The organism is Mycobacterium sp. TH-M106 (genome assembly GCF_057473765.1).
This window is the reverse complement of sequence record NZ_JBYCLE010000037.1, coordinates 1-19,053: the sequence shown is the minus strand read 5'-3', so window position 1 is coordinate 19,053 and position 19,053 is coordinate 1. Positions and strand designations below refer to the sequence as shown.

The following is a 19,053-nucleotide window of genomic DNA, read 5'->3' as shown; positions in this document are numbered from 1 at the left end:
CGCACCGCCGCCCGCAGGTAACGCTCGTCCAAGCCGACGAATGTATCACAGCGGCGGATGGCAATCCCCTTGTCTCTCAACACTTCTCGTATCCAGATACCATCCGGGTGGCGGAACAGCACGAACGGCCCCCGGCCGGGGAGCACCTGGGCACCCACCGCTTGCAGACCGGCAGCCATGTCGGCGCGGCACCCCGCCAGCCGCACCGCCTGCGCCTCCGCGTCGGCGACCGCCGTCGGATCACAGCAGGCCGCGATCGCGGTCAGCTGCAACGTTCCCACCGGCCAGTGTGCCCGCTGCGCGCTCAGCCGCGCCAACAGCCCCGGCGCGCCGAGCGCGTAGCCCACCCGCAACCCGGCCAGCGCCCACGTCTTGGTCAGGCTGCGCAGCACCAGCACGTCGGGCAGCGATTCGCCGGCCAGCGACTCCGGCTCACCGGGCACCGCGTCGGCGAACGCCTCGTCGACCACCAGGATCCGCCCGGGCCGGCGCCAGGCCAGCAGCTGCTCGCGGGTGTGCAGCACCGAGGTCGGGTTGGTCGGATTGCCCACCACGACCAGGTCGGCGTCCTCCGGTGGCCGCACGCCGACGAGGGTGAACGGCGGCTCGAGCACGACGTGGTGCACCGGCACCCCGGCCGCGGTCAAGGCCGCCGCCGGCTCGGTGAACGAGGGTGCCACGACCACCGCGCAGGCCGGACGCAGGTTGCTCAACAGCGCGAAGGCCTCCGCCGCACCGGCCAGCGGCAGGACCTCGTCGCGGGCGCGGCCGTGCCGGCGGGCCACCGCGTCCTGCGCGCGGTGCACGTCGTCGGAGCCGGGGTACCGGGCCAGGTCGTCCAGCCGCTGGGCCAGCCGCCGCACCAGCCACTGCGGCGGCCGCGCGCCGCGGACGTTCACGGCGAAATCGAGCATCCCGGGAGCGACGGCCTCATCACCGTGGTAACGCGCCGCCGCAGGCGGGCTCGGCTGCAGACTCGCCATCCGTGAAACACTAGTGGTCCGTCGTGGCAGGCCGCAGCAACGTCGGGGACAACCGGAATCAGGGACAATGGTCGGGTGACACGCAGCATGGTGATGGCGCAGCTGGTGATCTTCGACCTCGACGGCACGCTGACCGATTCCGCGGAGGGGATCGCGGCCAGCTTCCGGCACGCCCTGGAACGGGTCGGCGCCGCAGTGCCCGACGGTGACCTGGCCGCCCGGCTCGTCGGCCCGCCGATGCACGCCACGCTGCGCACGCTGGGCCTCGGCGAGGACACCGAGGAGGCGATCGCTGCCTACTACAGCGACTACGCCGCGCGGGGCTGGGCGATGAACAGCCTGTTCGACGGCGTCGAACCGCTGCTGGCCGATCTGCGCGCGGCCGGCGTCCGGCTGGCCGTGGCCACCTCCAAGGCCGAGCCGACGGCCCGGCGCATCCTCGCCCACTTCGGGCTCGACGAGTACTTCGAGGTGATCGCGGGAGCCAGCACGGACGGTTCGCGCAGCACCAAGACCGACGTCCTGGCCCACGCGCTGGCGCAGCTGGCGCCGCTGCCCGAGCGCGTGCTGATGGTGGGCGACCGTAGCCACGACGTCGCCGGCGCCGCCGACCACGGCATCGACACCGTGGTGGTGGGCTGGGGCTACGGGCAGTCCGACTTCCCTGGCGGGTTGGGCGAGGGTGCCACGCACGCGGCGACGGTGGCCGAGCTGCGGAGGGTGCTGGGTGTCTGACCGCGAGCCGCTGCACGTCACGTTCGTCTGTACCGGCAACATCTGCCGCTCGGTGATGGCCGACAAGATGTTCGCCGACCAGCTGCGGCGGCGCGGGCTGGGCGAGAAGGTGCGGGTGAGCAGCGCAGGCACCGGCGACTGGCACGTCGGCAGCAGCGCCGACGCGCGGGCGGCCCGCGTCCTGCGCGATCACGGCATCCCCACCGACCACCGCGCCACCCAGGTCGGCCCCGAACACTTGGCGGCCGATCTGGTGGTGGCCATGAGCCGCAACCATCTGCGGATGCTCCAACACCTGGGTGTGGAGCCGCAGCGGCTGCGGATGCTGCGATCATTCGACCCGCGATCGGGCGCTCACACGCCCGACGTCGAGGACCCTTATTGCGGCGAACACGAGGATTTCGAAGCCGTCTACACCGTCATCGAGGCCGCCCTGCCCGGCCTGCACGCCTGGGTCGACGACCGGCTCGCGCGGAACGGACCGGGCTGATGCCTCGTGTGGCGCGGGGCCTGGCGTTCCTGCTGCGGCCGGGCTGGATAGCGCTGGCCCTGGTGGTCATCGCCTTCACCTACCTGTGCTTCACAGTGCTCGCGCCGTGGCAGCTGGGAAAGAACAGCAGGACCACACGGGAGAACCACCAGATCGAGCAGTCCCTCAACACCGCCCCGGTGCCTGTGAGAACACTTCTGCCGCATCAGGATTCGTCGGCACCCGACGCGCAGTGGCGCGGGGTGACGGCGACCGGGCACTATCTGGCCGACGTTCGGGTGCTGGCCCGGCTGCGCGTCATCGAGGGCGATCCCGCGTTCGAGGTGCTCGCACCGTTCGCCGTCGACGACGGGCCCACCGTCCTGGTCGACCGCGGCTACGTGCGACCCGAGCAGGGCTCGCACGTGCCCCCGATCCCCCCGGCACCGCAGCAGACCGTGACCATCACGGCACGCCTTCGCGACTCCGAACCGGTCGCCCGGGACAAGGCGCCGTTCGTCAAAGACGGCTTCGAGCAGGTGTATTCGATCAACACCGAGCAGGTCGCCACCCTGACCGGGGTCACGCTGGCCGGGTCGTACCTGCAGCTGGTCGAGGACCAGCCCGGCGGGCTCGGCGTCGTCGGCATTCCGCATCTGGATGCCGGGCCGTTCCTGTCCTACGGCATCCAGTGGATCTCGTTCGGCATCCTCGCGCCGATCGGTCTGGGCTACTTCGTCTACGCCGAGCTGCGGGCCCGCCGCCGGGAAAAGCAGCAACAGACGCCGCCGGCCGGCGCGGCACCACCGCCCCCGCAGACCGTCGAGGAGAAACTCGCCGACCGCTACGGCCGTCGGCGGTAGGCCAATGCCGCGGCGAGGGCTGCCGCGGCCGCCTGCAGCACCGACGACAGCGCCACCGCGCGGCGCAGGTCGGCCACGCCGGGCTCCCGGCCGTCTCCGAGAGAGGGCCGCACCTCCAGCTCGTGCCGATACCGGGTGGGCCCGCCGAGCCGCACGCCCAGCGCCCCGGCGAAGGCCGCCTCGACCACGCCGGCGTTGGGGCTGGGGTGGGCGGCGGCGTCGCGGCGCCATGCCCGCGCCGCACCCGACGGCGATCCGCCCACCAGCGGCGCGCACGCCACCACCAGAGCGGCGGTCACCCGCGCCGCGCCATAGTTCGCCGCATCGTCCAATCGCGCTGCTGCCCAACCGAACCGGGCGTAACGCGGCGAGCGGTAGCCGATCATCGAATCCAGGGTGTTGACGGCCCGGTAGGCCAGCACCGCGGGCGAGCCGCCCGCCGCCGCCCACAGCAGCGGGGCGACCGCGGCGTCGGAAGTGTTCTCGGCGACCGACTCGAGCGCCGCGCGCGTCAGGCCCGCCACATCCAACGCGGCCGGGTCGCGCCCGCAGAGCGCCGGCAACAGCGCCCGCGCGGCGTCGACGTCGCCGCGATCCAGCAGCCCCGACATGTGCAGGCCGGTACGCGTCAGCGATGTTCCCCCCAGGGCCACCCAGGTGGCCGCCCCGGTCGTCGCGATCGCCCCGGCCCGGCCGCCGCGGTCGCCGGCCCGGCCCGCGGCCGCGCCCAGCGCGCTCACCGCGGCGAGCAGCACGCCCGCGTGAGCTGCCCCCGCAACCCTGCTGTCGCGGTAGCTCACCCGCTCCAACCGGGCCGCGGCGCCGCCGAACAGGGCAACGGGATGACCGCGCTTCGGGTCACCCAGGACGACGTCGGCCAGATAGCCGGCCAGCACGCCGGCACTGCGGGTGATCCGCATGTGGCGAGGGTTTCTGCCGTTAGCCAACCAACGGGTTCCTCACCACGACTGCGGAGCCGAACCTGCCGAAATCTCGATCAGCGGACCATAATTCGCGCACGCCGTGCGCCGCGCACAATGCCGCTATGTGCGCGTCGTGCACCATCGAGCCGATGACCTTCCCGGCAGCGAGCATCGTCTTGAGCCGTTGCCAGTAGCCCGCGGGCTCGCCGAGCACGGACAGGGAAGGCGATTCCAGCCACGCATCGACTTGTGCGATGGCTTGACTCTGCGAACTCGGCGGGCTGTAGATCTTCGGGTGTGTGCTTATCGCGAAGAATTCGTGCAGGCATGGCCAGGGAACCGCCCATGCGGATTTGCCTTCGGCAAGGGTCTTGATACGTGCGGACGCGGCCGAGTGAAACTCGGAGTCCCGCCGATGGGCATAGACCAAGATATTGGTGTCGACGGCGATCATGCCGGGTTGGCGTAGATCTCGTCGCGGATTTTCTCCCACGAGGCGCCGCGGAACGCCGGCTGCAAGCCCTGCCCGTCGACGCTGGCGTCGGTGAGTACGAAAGACTCGGCGCCGGAGCGCTGCTTGATCACCGCGCGCAGGCCGCTCTCGATCAACTCCCGCAAAGTCGTCTGCTCCCGGCGGGCGAGTTGTTGCGCCTCGCGTAACAGCTCGTCCGGGAGATTCACGGTGGTCTTCATATGGCTGACCTTATCAGTTCAGCCATACAGCCATATCCCGTCGGGCACCGGGGCCGCTCAGCGAACAGTGGCGAAGAACGCGCGGACGTCGTCGACGAACAGCTCCGGCTGTTCGAACGCGGCGAAATGCCCGCCGCGCGGCATGGCCGTCCAGTGCGTGATGTTGTAGACGGGTTCGCACCAGGACCGCGGCGGCTTCAACAGCTCACCAGGGAAAGCCGCGACGCCCGTGGGCAATTCGACACGATCCAGGTTGCCCCAGGACCGGAAGCTCTCCCAGTACAGACGGGCCGAGGAGGCGGCCGTGCCGGTCACCCAGTACACCATGACGTTGTCCAGCAGCTCGTCTCGCGTCAGCACGTTCTCCGGGTTGCCGTCGCAATCCATCCAGGCCCAGAACTTCTCCACGATCCACGCCAGCTGGCCTACCGGCGAATCGAGGAGCCCATAGCCCAGTGTCTGCGGCCGGGTGGACTGCTGCTTGGAGTAGCCGGTGCCCCACTTGCGGTGCTCGGCCAGCGCGGCCAGGGCCCGCTGTTCCTCTTCGGTCGGGTTCTTCAGCGCTTCGGGGGTCGGGCGCCCGATCGGCATGTTGAGGTGGATGGCGGCGCAGCGGCCGCGATTCCGGCCGATCTGGGTGGTGACGGCCGCGCCCCAGTCGCCCCCCTGCGCGCCGTATCGCTGGTAGCCCAGGCGGCCCATCAGCGTCTCCCACGCCTGCGCGATCCGTTCGACGCCCCACCCGGTGCTGCTGGGTTTCCCGGAGAATCCGTAACCCGGAAGCGACGGGCACACCACGTGAAACGCGTCCTCGGCGCGCCCGGACGCCGGGTTGGTCAGCGGCTCGATCACCTTGTGGAACTCCACGACCGAGCCGGGCCAGCCGTGGGTGATCAGCAGTGGGAACGCGTCCTCGTGCAACGAGCGCTGATGGATGACATGGATGTCCAGGCCGTCGATCTCGGTGGTGAACTGCTCGAAGCGGTTGAGCGCGGCCTCGCGCGAGCGCCAGTCGTATCCGTCGGCCCAGTAACCGGCCAGCGCCCGGGTGTAATCCAACGGGATGCCCTGGCTCCAGTCGTGCACGCATTCGGCCTCGGGCCAGCGGGTGCGCGCCAGGCGCGTGCGCAGGTCCTGCAGGACATCGTCGGAAATGTCGATGCGGAACGGTTGCACGGCCTCACCGCCCCTCGTCATCGTCGCATCGCGCTGGTGGGCGCGGACGGTATGGAACCGCCGACCGCTGGTGTGTCAAACCCGGGCGGGCCGTCTGTCTCGTTTTACTCCATGCCGCGGAGTCCGGGAACGCCCAGGCCAGCGGCTCGCGTGTGTCCGCTGCGGCCACACAGTGCCGAGTTGTGTTCACCCATCCTGGCACACTCTTGGCACTGCGGGGGTTTCGGTCACGCCTTTCCGGAGAGCCGCACGTGATGCGATAACACAGCGTTAGCATCAGTTACTTCGCTAAGTGATGCTACGGTGGCGGTATGGCATCACTCAGCGGCGGAACCGCTGTCGACTACGAGACGCTTACTTGGGGGCTGCCGACTGAAACCACTTATCAGCTGGCCGATCTGCGGGCGGCGCAACGTCAGACCGGCGAATACCAGGCTGCCATACCCGCCACCATCGCAGACCTGGATGTCGCGCTGCCCGCGAGGGTGCTCGCCGATGCCGAAGAAGCCAGCCATGAGATCGCACGGTTCGACGCTGAACTCGGCGACGAGGTCGCCCCCTTCGCGTCGATACTGCTGAGGACGGAGTCGGCAGCCAGCTCCAATATCGAAAACCTCACCGCGTCGGCGCGGGCCATTGCCGAAGCCGAGACGCTGGGCGACACCAGCCGTCGCAACGCGGCGATGATCGTCGGCAACACCGAAGCGATGAAAGCTGCCATCGCACTGGCGGATCAAATCGACGAGGATGCGATTCTTGCCATGCACACCGCGTTGATGCGCGGCAGCCATCCGGACATGGCCGGAAAATGGCGTACCGAGCAAGTCTGGATAGGCGGCGGCAACTTCGGTCCCCGCGGGGCCGACTTTGTGGCTCCTCATCACGAGCGGGTCCACACCGCCATCGCAGACCTGCTGACATTCTCCCGGCGGAACGACGTCCCAACGCTGCCGCAGGTCGCGATTGCGCACGCGCAGTTCGAGACTGTCCACCCTTTCCCGGACGGCAACGGGCGTACCGGACGCGCGCTGATTCAGGCGATGCTCCGCAACAAGCGGCTGACCCGGCAAATCACCGTCCCCGTCTCCGCAGGACTGCTCACCGACACCGACGCATATTTCGGCGCCCTCGGCTCCTATCGGGAGGGCGACCCTGCCCCAATAGTCGCAAGTCTCTCCGCCGCCTCGGTATCGGCGGTCGCGAACGGTCGACACTTGGTCGCCGATCTGCGGTCGATACGCGCAACCTGGGATTCACAGATCACTGCCCGCCGCGACTCGGCAGTTCACCGAGTTGCGGACTTGCTGATCAAACAGCCGGTGTTCAACGCGCGGGTGCTCCAGCGTGAACTGGGCATCTCGACCGGGAATGCACGCAGATACGTGGATCCCCTCGCCGACGCTGGGATCATCGTCGAGTTCACCGACCGCGCCCGCAACCGGGCCTGGCGCGCACCCGAGGTCCTGGGCGCACTTGACGCATTCGCTGTGCGCGCCGGACGGCGTGGACCCACCGCCTAGCCGCCCGCGCACCACCCAAAGGTCCACGGGCGATGCCGAGAATGCCGACTCCCGGCGGGGCGATCTGCATCAACGCTGGTGGGCGCGGACGGTATCGAACCGCCGACCGCTGGTGTGTAAAGCGACAGGACCGTGTGAACAGGCGTTCTACCGTGTCTAGTACGAGCAGGTCAGCGCCCAATCCGTGTCCGATAGATGCCGAAGTGTCCAGGCTGTTATGTCCTGTCTTGGGACACTGGCGGGTCACTGTTGAAACTCGGCGTTCGGTATGAGTTGGGCGCTGACACCACCATCCGGGTCAGCTACTCGTCCATGATCCGTTTTGCGGCCGGGCCATCACCCGAATGCGCCAGCTAGACGCAGCGCCCGTCACGGTGAATCCGCCCGGCGGGCTCCCGCCGCCGACAGTGGGCAGTTCAACGCTGCTTAGCGACCTCCACTCGCACTGGCCCACGATAATGTCGACCTTCCCATCTAGGATCGGCAGCGGCGCAAGAGCTGCTCAACGGCCCCGGTTTGGAAGGTAGGAAGCACTGCGATGAAGCGAACGTATCCGGCTGTCCGGCTTCGGCAGACCGCAGAGTCTGGCGACCTTGTCCTGTTCTCCGCTCCTGCCACCGAAATCGATGAGTGGTCGGGCGTGCCCCAGAGGGAGCGCCTCGGCAGTAACACAGAGGCGATCGGCTTCCAGCGCGAAGAGAGCCCGAGACGGCTCGAGGAGCTCGCCGCGTTCTTCGGTAACCCAAAGAATGTGATACAAAATCCGCTGCTCTGCGCGAGTCGCGACAGCTCGCGAGTGGTATTCGCTCCGACTGACGGGGACGCAGATGCGTCTATCGGGATAATGACGATTGAATGGGAAGACCTCGACGCATTGCATCTCGTCGAGCTTCTCCGTCGGGTACGCGACTCGCTTGAGCAACGTTTGCCGGACCTGGCGGGGATGAAGGTCACCGAGACGAAGCTCGCTCGGCTGAAGGAGCGCGCCAACTCCGAGCACCCCGATATGGGTGTGCAAGCGTCAGATGCCGAGCCAGACGAGTCAGCCACCGCCACGCCCGACGAAGAGCTGGACGTTGACGAGGTCACACAGCCAGCGGCCACTTCAGTGCTCTTCTCAGGGGAGACCCACATCGCTGACTTCTGGGAAGAGGTTGCTGCCCGGGTGCAGCTGCTGGAGGAGTCGGAAGGCAACTTTGGAGGCGAGAGCTTCCTGGGTTTCTCAAAGGAGGCGATGATTTCCTATCTTCAGCCAGTAGTGGTAGTCGATGGGCAGCACAGGCTGCGCGGCGCGATCTTGGCAGCGGATCAAGCCGCGAATTCCGAAACGCTTCAGCCAGAGGTAGAAGCAGCGATCGATTCGGGGCGGGACGCGGACGAAGTTGTCCAGGAGCTGAGGCAGCGAGAAGCCCGGCTGCTCCCAGTCTCAATGCTGATGGAGTCCGCGCCTGCGGAACATGTGTTCCAATTCGTCGTGGTCAACCAGAAGGCGACCCCAATAGGCCGTGCGCTGCTCGGCACGATCGTGGCGACAAGCTTGTCCGCCGAGGAACTCGAAGGAGTTTCCGAGCGGCTGGAAGCAGCAGGAATCCCACTCGAAGACTCGCAGGCTATCGCATATCTGACCCGGCACCCTGATAGCCCATTCAAGGATCTCGTCGAGAAAGGGTTAACAAACGAGGGACGCCCCGACCTTCTTCAATGGAACGTCCTTGGGGCGCTCGTGCAAATCTTCCGCGAGCTTAGAGGCGGACGCCTCTTCGGCGAGAAGGTTGATTACGCAGACAAGTGGCGGCGAAATCATCTCGATGCTTCCGGTATTGTTTCAGCCGCCTCACCGGAACAGTCTAAGTTCGAATATTGGAGCCGTCAGGACGGCCCCTGGCGTGATGTATTCATCGCTTTTTGGGAGGCGGTTCGCGATCGCCTTGCGACAACCGAAGACAAAGATGCTGGAAACTATTGGGGGTCACCGAGGACCTCCAATATCTTCAATAAGATTAGCCTCACAATTTTGGCGGCCGACTTTTTTCAGTACATCACTGATACGCGCCGAACGATCGATCACCTAGATGATGTCAAAAAATATGTCGACGAGTGGCTTGAGGATGTGAAAATGAGCTACTTCTCGCGCGACTGGAAGCTAAGCGGAATAAAGAAGGACGCGCCGGGTACCCGAGCTCAATGGGCCTATCTTTGGGTGCAATATCGAAAGGATCCCCAACAGCTGCCAGACATCCGAACCTTCCGCCATCAGAAGGGCGTCTAAGTCGTCGTGGATCTGACGACCCTCAATTTTGCCCACTATGTGATCGCATCGAACGCTGCAACATGGGACGAAGCAACGGTTCGCGACCTCGCAACGAAGGTTGCACCCCAAGGCTTGGGAGGAACGAGCAGCTGGCTAATCGGCGGCGACGCGAACTACCTTTGGGCGAGGTGGTTCCTCGAAGGGCTCGCCGATCCACTGCCGTACTTGGACGGCAGGAAGAAGTATCCGCACCTCTACGAGTGCGTCAGGGCGGCGCTCACCGCTGACGCCGGCCAACTTCCTGCCGACGAACGCGCAGACCTCGCCCGTGGCTTAGCGAAGCTACTCTGGCAGGAAATTCGTGGGCGAGTTGTCGGTCAACGTGTGAACACCGACCGTGAGACTCGGCTATTTCTGTGGGACCTTTATCCCCGGTGCTGGGTATGCGGAGCTGCGTTTAGCGACTGGGCGAGGGCCGAGTTCCTCCAGGAGGAGGGCGATATTGATCCAAGAACACCGCCATTCGTCGACTTCTATAAACCGCGTGGTATAACGCTAATTGATCTTAGGATCGAGGTGGAGCACGTAGTTCCATATTCCGCCGGCGGTGCGAACGAGATACACAACCTCCGGCTGTCCTGCGGGTGGTGCAATCGAGCAAAATCGAATCGAACGCTCCTCTATGACGCCGAGGGCGCCCCTCGCAAACGCCGACATCCCACACTTGGAATTGTGAGCGTCCCCCAACCATTTTGGGTTGTACGCTTTCTGGCTATGCGAGGAAGATGCGAAGATGTCAGCGGTTGCGCGGCGCGGACCACGACCGACGAATTGACGGTCGCCCCTCGTAGTGTTCACGGTGCACCGAATCCGGCAAACCTAATTGTCGTATGTCGTGAACACGACCCCCTCCGGGACGTGCGACTCGTCGCCCCGAGATTTGCCAGATAAATTGCACTGCAGCACTTAGCGTGTTCACTGTTCCACTAATCGATGCCCGCGAATCGACACGCCAGCGGCATGGAGGACCGCCAGCCAGCCCTTCAGCGTCCCGATGCGTTCTGGCTGTTGGTAGAGACCGGCTCTCATCTCCGCTCGGCTTAGACGCTCGTATAGTGGTCGCTTCGGATGGTCCGGACCGACAAACTCTTCCTTGCGGTGGAGCAGCGGCGGATTGTCTGAACCGCTGTAATCACGCCAATCGACACTGAGCTTCCGGAGGTTCACGACGACGGCCGACTGCAGTGTCGGATGAGGATCGCGGTCGAAATTGGGGTAGGTGAGATACGAGACCTGTGGCTCCGTCACTGACAGCTTGACCAGGTTGGCATGCAGCACGGTACCGGCAAGGACACGTCCGCAACCCTCATATACGCGCAGCACGGGCGGCAACAGCCCGAGGGCAGAGCGGTGCACATATAACGCTGACGGCGTCTGCTTGCCGACGCTGCTGCTACGTGCAGAGACGAGCACGATCGCCGGGTCTCCCGCCGCGAGCAACAGCCGGTCCGCTTGGCGACAGGCATCGCTGTACTTGTCGAAGTGTGTCTTGATATCTACCGCAAGCGTTTTGGCCAGTTCACTGAACCGCGGACGCCGGCCAAATCTGGACATCGCGATGTACACAAGCAACTCGTGGCGGCGCTGCAATCGGACCTGATCCCAATATTCTGCGTCGGTAACTTGCCGAATCAGGTTGGTGGCGCGGGCGATAGTAGCGAACTGTTCGCGGATCGCTCTCTCGGCGGACTCGTCCAACTCCGCTGCACGCGGCGGACGCGCATGGACGCTTAAGAAATCGAGCAGAGGCGCGAGAGTCTCCTGATTTGCCTCGTAGACCACGTGCGGATCGACACGCACGCGGGGCCGGTAGGTGTACGCCCTCGTAGCGAGAAACTCTTGAGCGCGCGCGGGATCTCTGAACACATAGAAGATACCTGGGGCTGCCGCGACCGGCTTGGTCCCGAGTGCCTGCTCGATCCAACCCGCCAGTTCCGTTTGTTCATAGAACTTTTGGAAAGTTCCAGTGCGTGTCATAAGACCATCCGCGTGGGGACGCCCTTCGAGATCTCTCGCTTCCCACGCCAGCCTGGCTGAGACGATCAGCACCTGCTGCGCAAGGTTCCAGGCGCGCTGAAGAGTATGGCGGCGCTCTTCGGGATCCTCGATTACGTTGACGACATAGCCGATGTTGATCACGTCTGCCGGGCGCAGGGCGGTCTCGGTCCTGTGGCTTGGATCCCAGCCATCGATGCGGTAGCCCAATACACTCAGGTTCCGAAGGTCGTCTCCTCGGCCGCACCCGTAATCAAACACCGATTGAGCAGTACTTAGCACGCCGTCCGACATTGCTATTGAGATGGGACGGGACAGTGCTCCACGCGATATCGCCGTTCGTTGGCGCGCGACCTGCTCAGTCATGCCGCCGGCGGTTGGTCCAGTGCAAGAGATACGAGTCCCGCGATGTTAGTGACGCGCGGATCGCCGACGAGATAGCCGATGCCACGGTGAAGATGTAGCCGCAGTTGGTGCGCCACTGCGTCCTCATCGGTGTCGAGACGGTCAACGTGGCAGCGATAGCGCACGAGGGCGAGCAACTCGTCGCCGTATTCCCCAGCGAACACACGCCATGTCATTTCAACATTGCTGTCGAATACCAGCTTCGCCGCTGGTGGGGGTGCTGGTTCCGCGAGTGAACGGCAAAGCGCCCAGCGGCACAACACATTCCACTGGGTGATCCCGGTACGACGTTTCAGGGTGACGAGCTGGTCGCGAGCCGTCGTGGTGAGCCGGATGTGTTCGATGCCCATTACTCACTCCAAAAGTAACCTGGTAAGACTGTCGTGGCGTTGACGGCGTTGTCGAATTCCAACAGGTACATCCGTCCTACGAACGGCCGCAACGATTTCAGGGCCCCTTCGTCGACCTCAGTGTCAGTCGAAAGCAGGACCACCTGGTGTGCTGCATGAGGGAAGTACCGCTCAATGAGGCGACCGCGGTGTGATCCGTCCAGTCGCCCGAGCGGGGTGTCGATGACCATCGGCAGGGGCTGCCCGGCAGCCTGCGCAAGTCCCCATAATAAAGCCACCGCCAGGAGCTGGCGCTCGCCAGCCGACAGCTCCGTGGCTGCGAGGCTCTGACTGTCCGAGCCAATCAACTCGACTGTGTAAGACATCGGATCGATGCGCACGTCGGTTACCAAGCGATCCTTGCGAAAAAGCCGATTGAGGGCTTCGAGAACCAGCCGCGCGATCTGACCGACATGCCGCTCAGCGGCCTTCGCCTTCAGGGTTTCCAGGGTCAGGCGCGCCCGTTCGGCGTGCTCCACGAGCCGGCGGTCATCGTCAGCGTCAATGGTGGCTTGCGCCGACTTGTCCATTGCGGCTTCGTAAGCATCGTCGGCACGGGCACGTTCTTGCCGCGAGGCTTCTAGTCGGTCCTCGTTCTGGGTGAGCAGCGCGTGGCAGCGCACAGCGGCCAGGGATGCCTCATCGAGTTCCTGTTTGAGCGACGCGAGCGATTCAGGGTCGGGAATCGCAACCAGTGTCCGCTCGGCCTGTATCAACTCTGCTGCAAGCGTGATGCGGCGCTCGACAAGGGTCGATATGCGCTTCTGCGTCGATGGCAGAATGCTTGAGCGCAATGCTTCGACGGTTCCCCCGTCGCGTAGTCCACTTAGCATCGGAACCCGTGACGACGCATCCTGTCGCGCCGCGACATCCGATGCCATGAATTCTTCCAGTACCGTGATGGCCGCGCCAGGCGCTTTCGCCCTACGCAGGATGCGAAGCAGCTCTCGGTCACGGTCCCCCACGACACCCAACACCAGAGAATCCCGACGAGCATCCCGTTCGCGCGTTACGTGATTGGCCAAGTTACCGAGTAGTTCAGTGTTGAGTAGGAAAGGTGCCGCGCCGGCCGCTTCAGTTCGAAGCTCCTCGTCGGTATCGGCAATCTGTTGGCGTACCAGGGCCACTCGGGTATCCGCAGCTTCACGCTGCTCGAGCAATCCTCCGCCCGCAGCTCGGTATTGCTCTGTCACTTCGCTGAGGCGCTTGTCAGCACGCTCGGCCTCTACTCGTGATGTTGCCGCCAGGGTGGCAGCCATCTCCTCGGCCTGACGCGCCAAAGTGACCTTCCTGCGTCGGTCTTCGACGGCGAGCCGCAGCTCCTCGGGAACTTCGGCACCTCGATGACGCCGCCGCAATACGGCGAGATCGGTTGACAGGCGGTCAATCAAGTCGAGGCCGAGTAGGGCAGCAAGCGCCGACCGCAGGACATCTTGGGATTGTTCCAAGTCGGCCAACGCTTCAATCTGCTCGCCGTCGAAGAAAAACAAGCCCGCGATACCTCGCGGAATAAACGTCTCGACATACTCATTCCACGTCGACGTCAGAGCGTCGTCGTACTTGCCGTCAACCCAAACCAGGACGGACTCTTGCAGGGACACACCTCCCCCCTGCCACCGTCGCCTGATCCGATAGGAATGCTCTGCCCCGCGTTGGTAGACGTGAAAGGTCAGCTCGACCGCTGCGCCTTCGGAGGCGGGGACACCATGATGGATCAAGCTCCGCAAGTAGCTGTCATAGCTTCCACTCCGCTTGTCGCGACCTTGCGATAGCGATCCATAGAGTGCAAGGTGGATGGCTTCGAGGATCGTCGTCTTGCCGGCGCCGTTCAAGCCGCCAATCAGTATGACTGGTTTCTTCGAAGATGGCGGCGTGAGTGGGATTTCGTTCTTCCCGCGGAAGGTGCCGACGTTCTCGAGCACCAGGTTGTCGAGAATCACGGGGCGACCTCCTCCGCAGCTTGCCGCACGTAGCCATCGGCGATGTCGAGGGGGTCTGGCTCGTCGCCGCGCCGCCCATCTCCACGTTCCATGGCGGATTTACGTCGATGCGCCCTGAGAAGGGCGTCATCTTCGTCGTCGTAGAAGTTGCGCCGAATAGCACCTTCGAGCGAGTCAAACAGCCCAGACCGGCGTGCCTGGGACCGGTACCGCTGCTCGACATCAAGGAGTTCACGGACAAGTTCGAAGTGCAGACGATCGCCGCCCGTAACCTCGCGGAGCGTCTCGATCAGTTCAGGGCCTAGTGGTAAGTGCTCATCGAGCGGTCGCCGAGGATAGGGCACACCCATTGCCTTCTCATAGATGGCAGGGAGGCCGTCCTCGAACTCATGTTTCTCCACCACCCAGATTCGGCGAATCTCGTCCAGCTCGGCCTGGGTGATGAGGTCAAGCGAACGGACGTACTCCGGCCCCTCAGCGCGGATAAACGCCTGTGCCTCAAGTAATCTGCGCAGCCAATCCTCCCGTGACGCTTGCGTATACGGTCCTGGAATCGGTTTGCCGTGGAATAGCTGGACCGACCCGTTCATCCGGCGGAAGTCGCGGAGGTGGCGGTCGTCCGCGACATCGAGCGCGTTACGAAGATCGAGCAGTGGCAGCATCCACTCTTTTTCCTCGTCGTTTTGGATCATTGCCGACATCGACTTGTCTTTATCGACCAGTGTGCAGGTCCAGCAGCCGAACCGGCTGTCACCGCAGCTCGGTGTGCTGGAATCGACTACCAGCGGGCATTCTCCATCGGGCGACGCCCCCTGATACATCGTGAGCAGCTCCTTATTGGAGTACCCCCACGCATTTTTCACCTGCATGAGGAAGGTCCACACGTCATCGTTGGACCAGTCCTCAATCGGTGAGTAAACAAGGCAATTCGGCAAGGAAATATTCGGGCTCAGAAGGTCTCGCACTCGGCGGGCCTCCAGTCCGGTCATCCGATGAGACCGACCCGAACTCTCGGCCTTCCTGGTGCCCAACACCAGGATGGCCTCACCATGGGCCTTCACCATCTCCCGAATGAACGAATTCGACGGCTTGATCTTTAACCGTTCGGTGCACCACCGAAATTTCGGCCTCGGCGCTGGATAGCCACGACCGATCAGGTTGACCCAGAATGTATCTGCAACTGCTGGGGTTAAGCGATGCGGAGAAATAGGCAAGGCTGCATCGCGCGCCGCCGACTCCATGACCTCCAGCGAATGCGTCACCCACGCTGCAACGACAGGGTTCTCGACTAGCGTGTCAGTGCTGATCACATGGACTGGCTTGTGTCGCTGTGTCTCCGGAAGTCCTTGGAGGGCAAGCCAAACGATCTGTAAGACCGCGGTTGAGTCCTTGCCGCCTGAGTAGCCCACAACCCAAGGCACGTCGTCGGCGGCATAAAGTTCCTGTGTCTTGCTGACCACCGCATCTACCGTCGCCGCGAATCCCAGCTCATCAAACGCTGAATGTCGCTTGACTTCTATTGGCAGGTTGCGCCTCACTTGTCTCCTCCTCGGAATGCGTCTTCAGCACGCTGTTCGTCAGGCGGCAGCGGCAGTCCCATGACCGTGCGCATCGCGGCTGTAGTGAGTAGGACGTTGGCGGCGCTCTTCGAGACTCGTCCGCCAATAACAGCCCGGCCCTCCCACATGCTGCTCGAACGATGCCAGTCCAATTCCCTTAGCTTCTTGAGTGCCGTCGACCATGACCGGGCACCCTTGCCCTGACCCAGCAGGCTGTTGCCCACTTTGCCCAGAGCGTGCAGCACTATGCCATGCGTGTGAATGAAGTCCCGGCGGACCTCACCGGCAGTAATCTCGCGGTTGAATACTTGCTCCCACTCGGGGAATTGAGCAGCAACAAGTTCCCAATACCGCGCCGCAAGGTCGACTTGGCGCTCGAAGTTGGATTCCTCGATACCGTTGAGCAAGGTCTTGGTCGCCGTGTAGAGCGCCGATAGCGTAAATAGTTTCCGAGATCGCTGCGCCATGTTCGACGTCTCCATCTCGGTGAGATCGCGGAGGAACGGCGAGCGCATGACGACGAGTCGGGTGAGCGCCGATATCTCGTCTCGATGGTCATAGAGCACCCCGATCGACTTAGCGGGGCGAACCGCGTAGCGGTTGAGGTCGGCGAACATTTGCTGACACCGCTCCAATCCGACATCGAGGAACATGACGATCGCGATGCTCTCGTCGCCCAATACCGGATTCTCGGCCAACGCCTGCTGTATGCCGGCGCGTCGATGCTGACCGTCGTTGATGACAAAACGGGCAGACATCGGAATCGTCAGCGTGCCCACGCGCTCGCTTGGTCCCTCGGTTGCGATCGGGTCGAAATGCACGTCGGCGTCCACGGAAGCCGTCAAGGCAGAGAAGACGTAGCTGTCCGTGTTGTCAAGGATGTACCGCGCGATCTCCGGCACGCGCCCCTTGTTGAGGGTGCGCTGCGCACGCATCTCAGGGGTCAGCTCTTCCTCATCGAACAGGAACATTCGAGGGATGAGGCGCAGCGGACACATCGTCACGTAGTACTCGCGCCCGGCCTGGATACCGCGAATGGCAGGAAATACGTATTCGAACACGCCGGTTCGCGCCCGGTCGTGGATCCCCAACGGGGGATGCACTGTGGAATCGGTTTGCGTCACCGTACATCCTTACCAGCAGTTGTTCGGATTGCACAATCCGTACACTAGTCGGCGATTCTCCGAACCAGTGTCCGAACCTACCCGTACTCTTTCAGCCATGACCGTAGGCGCGCCGACCGACAACTTTGATCTTCAGACGACTGACCAGGAGACAGAGCGACATCCCGCATACCTCGACTGCAACGCCACCACGCCGATCGATCCACAGGTCGCCGCCGAAGTGCTTACGTACATGGCCCACGAGTTCGGCAACGCAGGAAGCCGTACACACGCATACGGCACCGCGGCGAAGGAGCGTGTCGCCCGCGCGCGCGACCAAGTTGCGGCCGTCATCGGCTCAAAACCAGACGAGGTGATCTTCACCAGCGGTGCTACCGAGAGCAACAACCTCGCGATCCTCGGTTTGGCGGAGTCCGGCAAGAAGGCCGGCAAGCGACACATCCTAGCAACGCAGATTGAGCACAAGGCGGTCTTGGAGCCACTTGAAGTCCTGCGCGGACGCGGCTTCGACGTCACGTTGGTACCACCAACCCGTGGCGGCTGGGTAGAGCCCGACGTTATTCGCGACGCCCTACGCCCCGACACCCTGCTGGTTTCGGTCATGGGTGCCAACAATGAGTCGGGAGTCATCCAACCACTCGAAGAGATTGCAGACGCCCTCGGCGGACACGACGCTTACTTTCATGTCGACGCGGCGCAGTCATTTGGCAAGGCGATCGAACCGCTGCGGTCGCAGCGTATCGATTTGATCAGCGTCTCGGGCCATAAGATCTTTGCGCCCAAAGGTATTGGCGCATTAGTGGCTAAACGACGCGGTTTCCATCGCATCCCGTTGGAACCGCTAATGTTCGGTGGTGGACAGGAGCGAGGACTCCGACCGGGCACTCTACCGGTCGCGCTGATCGCTGGCCTGGGACTGGCATCTGAACTCGCACTCAACGAACACGCTTCCCGTGCAGCACGATCGGCCACTATCAAGTGCGAAGCACTCGCGGCGCTAGCCCCACTGGGGATTGTGCTCAATGGAGATGAATCGCGTACTCTCCCAAACACTCTCAACTTCTCCCTACCCGGAGTCGACGCCGAGGCGGCCATCGTGGCCCTGAAGGATATCGTCGCCATCTCCAACGGTTCGGCGTGCACATCGCAAAACTACGAACTCAGTCATGTCCTGGTCGCGGCGGGGCTTCCCGAAGAGCAAATCGACGGCGCGCTGCGATTCTCCTGGAGTCACCTCACCGGTGAGTTGCCATGGGACGACGTAGCTGAACGACTATTAACTCTCAAAGCTTGATTCGTACATGCCGTGGGAGGGCAGCTGCGGTCGGCGAATTCTGCCGTACGCATCGGCAGGTCTCCAAGAATTGGTCCACCTTCTTGCGAGAGTCGATCTTATTGGTGCGTGCGAGGGGAGCCCAGGTCGCGGCTGGTCGGCGGGTTCAGTGCCCTGCGTCGAATTCGGGATCTCCTGACGTTTCCGTGGGTCGGGTTTCATGTTGCTCCGCCGGGTAGTGCGGGGCACAGGGCGCCGCGGGTGAGCATGGCCATGCCGATCAGCGCGTCGGGGCTGTGAAACCCGTAGGAACGCTTGGTCAATGCTCGCAGGTGGGTATTGGTGGCTTCCGAGCGGGCATTCGACAGTTGGTGGTCGAGGGTGTTGCCGATGAGCTCCTTCTGACGGCAGACGGTGCGGGCTACGGCGACGAATTCCGGGATGCGCGAGTGCGACGCCCAGGACAGCCAACCAGCCAGCAAACGACGGCCGTCGCGGCCTTTGACCCGAAACACCTCGCGGAGTTGCTCTTATCCGTTAACCGGCTCTCGGCGGGCGACACGCCGACGCCCCCCGCGATCCCATTGATGGGTGCTGGTTGGGGTGAGAGTGGAGCCGGGGTCTGGGAAGGAGACCCGGCGTGAAGCTTCGTGTGGTGCAGACCAGCGACGGTCATCGGCCTAGTGGTGACGGTA

The 19,053-nt window shown here is 63.9% G+C and carries 17 protein-coding genes and 1 pseudogene; 7 read left to right on the top strand and 11 right to left on the bottom strand.

The window, feature by feature from the left end:
- Positions 1-983: Rv2231c family histidinol phosphate aminotransferase CobC (gene cobC, locus AC2VOP_RS01220; protein ID WP_486959268.1), on the bottom strand; the 983-nt coding region annotated here is incomplete at its 3' end.
- A gap of 87 nt (positions 984-1,070) precedes the next feature.
- Here cobC and AC2VOP_RS01215 point away from each other — a divergent pair.
- From AC2VOP_RS01215 to AC2VOP_RS01205, 3 genes are read left to right on the top strand one after another with little or no spacing between them, the layout of a single operon-like run.
- Positions 1,071-1,718: an HAD-IA family hydrolase gene (locus AC2VOP_RS01215; protein ID WP_428900139.1), complete on the top strand. Its 648-nt coding sequence runs from the start codon at positions 1,071-1,073 to the stop codon at positions 1,716-1,718.
- Positions 1,711-2,208, top strand: coding sequence for a low molecular weight protein-tyrosine-phosphatase (locus AC2VOP_RS01210; protein WP_486959267.1), 498 nt, complete (start codon positions 1,711-1,713; stop codon positions 2,206-2,208). The genes AC2VOP_RS01215 and AC2VOP_RS01210 overlap by 8 nt, the downstream gene beginning before the upstream one ends.
- Positions 2,208-3,050 (top strand): SURF1 family cytochrome oxidase biogenesis protein, encoded by an 843-nt coding sequence (locus tag AC2VOP_RS01205; RefSeq protein WP_428900135.1) that lies wholly within the window; start codon positions 2,208-2,210, stop codon positions 3,048-3,050. Before AC2VOP_RS01210 ends, AC2VOP_RS01205 begins: the two co-directional genes overlap by 1 nt.
- On the opposite strand, the gene AC2VOP_RS01200 is transcribed toward AC2VOP_RS01205, so the two are convergent.
- The 4 genes from AC2VOP_RS01200 to AC2VOP_RS01185 are packed head-to-tail and all read right to left on the bottom strand — an operon-like array spanning position 3,032 to position 5,842.
- Entirely contained in the window at positions 3,032-3,970 is a 939-nt protein-coding gene (locus AC2VOP_RS01200; protein ID WP_486959266.1) for a cobalamin biosynthesis protein, read from the bottom strand. The two genes, AC2VOP_RS01205 and AC2VOP_RS01200, sit on opposite strands and share 19 nt — an antisense overlap.
- Positions 3,971-3,989: 19 nt before the next feature.
- Positions 3,990-4,427: a type II toxin-antitoxin system VapC family toxin gene (locus AC2VOP_RS01195; RefSeq protein ID WP_428900137.1), complete on the bottom strand. Its 438-nt coding sequence runs from the start codon at positions 4,425-4,427 to the stop codon at positions 3,990-3,992.
- Positions 4,424-4,666, bottom strand: a complete 243-nt coding sequence (locus tag AC2VOP_RS01190) for a type II toxin-antitoxin system VapB family antitoxin (protein ID WP_407689549.1) — start codon at positions 4,664-4,666, stop codon at positions 4,424-4,426. Before AC2VOP_RS01190 ends, AC2VOP_RS01195 begins: the two co-directional genes overlap by 4 nt.
- 57 nt (positions 4,667-4,723) lie before the next feature.
- Positions 4,724-5,842, bottom strand: coding sequence for an epoxide hydrolase family protein (locus AC2VOP_RS01185; protein WP_486959269.1), 1,119 nt, complete (start codon positions 5,840-5,842; stop codon positions 4,724-4,726).
- A 311-nt stretch (positions 5,843-6,153) separates the two neighbouring features.
- Between AC2VOP_RS01185 and AC2VOP_RS01180 the strand changes: the two genes are divergently transcribed.
- The 3 genes from AC2VOP_RS01180 to AC2VOP_RS01170 all read left to right on the top strand — a co-directional run bounded on the left by AC2VOP_RS01180 (position 6,154) and on the right by AC2VOP_RS01170 (position 10,564).
- Positions 6,154-7,362: a Fic family protein gene (locus AC2VOP_RS01180; RefSeq protein ID WP_486959265.1), complete on the top strand. Its 1,209-nt coding sequence runs from the start codon at positions 6,154-6,156 to the stop codon at positions 7,360-7,362.
- Between the two features lie 538 nt (positions 7,363-7,900).
- Complete coding sequence (locus AC2VOP_RS01175; protein ID WP_486959264.1) at positions 7,901-9,631, top strand: ParB N-terminal domain-containing protein; 1,731 nt, start codon at positions 7,901-7,903, stop codon at positions 9,629-9,631.
- A gap of 6 nt (positions 9,632-9,637) precedes the next feature.
- Positions 9,638-10,564: an HNH endonuclease signature motif containing protein gene (locus tag AC2VOP_RS01170; protein ID WP_486959263.1), complete on the top strand. Its 927-nt coding sequence runs from the start codon at positions 9,638-9,640 to the stop codon at positions 10,562-10,564.
- A 24-nt stretch (positions 10,565-10,588) separates the two neighbouring features.
- Here the strand turns inward: AC2VOP_RS01170 and AC2VOP_RS01165 are convergent, their stop codons facing one another.
- Genes AC2VOP_RS01165 through dndB form a run of 5 tightly spaced genes read right to left on the bottom strand, consistent with a single transcriptional unit; the run spans position 10,589 to position 17,085 of the window.
- Complete coding sequence (locus tag AC2VOP_RS01165) at positions 10,589-12,034, bottom strand: DNA phosphorothioation-associated putative methyltransferase (protein ID WP_486959262.1); 1,446 nt, start codon at positions 12,032-12,034, stop codon at positions 10,589-10,591.
- Positions 12,031-12,423, bottom strand: coding sequence for a DNA sulfur modification protein DndE (gene dndE / locus AC2VOP_RS01160; protein WP_486959261.1), 393 nt, complete (start codon positions 12,421-12,423; stop codon positions 12,031-12,033). The genes AC2VOP_RS01165 and dndE overlap by 4 nt, the downstream gene beginning before the upstream one ends.
- Positions 12,423-14,402 (bottom strand): DNA sulfur modification protein DndD, encoded by a 1,980-nt coding sequence (gene dndD, locus AC2VOP_RS01155; protein WP_486959260.1) that lies wholly within the window; start codon positions 14,400-14,402, stop codon positions 12,423-12,425. Before dndD ends, dndE begins: the two co-directional genes overlap by 1 nt.
- Positions 14,399-15,940 (bottom strand): DNA phosphorothioation system sulfurtransferase DndC, encoded by a 1,542-nt coding sequence (gene dndC, locus AC2VOP_RS01150; RefSeq protein WP_486959259.1) that lies wholly within the window; start codon positions 15,938-15,940, stop codon positions 14,399-14,401. The genes dndD and dndC overlap by 4 nt, the downstream gene beginning before the upstream one ends.
- A complete protein-coding gene (gene dndB / locus AC2VOP_RS01145) occupies positions 15,937-17,085 on the bottom strand; it encodes a DNA sulfur modification protein DndB (RefSeq protein ID WP_486959258.1) in 1,149 nt (382 codons plus the stop codon). The genes dndC and dndB overlap by 4 nt, the downstream gene beginning before the upstream one ends.
- 97 nt (positions 17,086-17,182) lie before the next feature.
- Here dndB and dndA point away from each other — a divergent pair, with 97 nt between their 5' ends.
- Positions 17,183-18,379: a cysteine desulfurase DndA gene (gene dndA, locus AC2VOP_RS01140; protein WP_486959257.1), complete on the top strand. Its 1,197-nt coding sequence runs from the start codon at positions 17,183-17,185 to the stop codon at positions 18,377-18,379.
- 197 nt (positions 18,380-18,576) lie between these two features.
- On the opposite strand, the pseudogene AC2VOP_RS01135 reads toward dndA, so the two are convergent.
- A pseudogene (locus AC2VOP_RS01135) lies at positions 18,577-18,876 on the bottom strand (transposase); the annotation flags it as partial.
- Between the last annotated feature and the right edge of the window lie 177 nt (positions 18,877-19,053).

Coding starts and splice junctions, on each gene's coding strand:
- AC2VOP_RS01180 (WP_486959265.1), top strand. CDS start 6,154: ATGGCATCACTCAGCGGCGGAACCGCTGTCGACTACGAGACGCTTACT.
- AC2VOP_RS01195 (WP_428900137.1), bottom strand. CDS start 4,427: ATGATCGCCGTCGACACCAATATCTTGGTCTATGCCCATCGGCGGGAC.
- AC2VOP_RS01215 (WP_428900139.1), top strand. CDS start 1,071: ATGGTGATGGCGCAGCTGGTGATCTTCGACCTCGACGGCACGCTGACC.
- AC2VOP_RS01165 (WP_486959262.1), bottom strand. CDS start 12,034: ATGACTGAGCAGGTCGCGCGCCAACGAACGGCGATATCGCGTGGAGCA.
- dndE (WP_486959261.1), bottom strand. CDS start 12,423: ATGGGCATCGAACACATCCGGCTCACCACGACGGCTCGCGACCAGCTC.
- AC2VOP_RS01200 (WP_486959266.1), bottom strand. CDS start 3,970: ATGCGGATCACCCGCAGTGCCGGCGTGCTGGCCGGCTATCTGGCCGAC.
- AC2VOP_RS01205 (WP_428900135.1), top strand. CDS start 2,208: ATGCCTCGTGTGGCGCGGGGCCTGGCGTTCCTGCTGCGGCCGGGCTGG.
- AC2VOP_RS01175 (WP_486959264.1), top strand. CDS start 7,901: ATGAAGCGAACGTATCCGGCTGTCCGGCTTCGGCAGACCGCAGAGTCT.
- AC2VOP_RS01190 (WP_407689549.1), bottom strand. CDS start 4,666: ATGAAGACCACCGTGAATCTCCCGGACGAGCTGTTACGCGAGGCGCAA.
- dndA (WP_486959257.1), top strand. CDS start 17,183: ATGACCGTAGGCGCGCCGACCGACAACTTTGATCTTCAGACGACTGAC.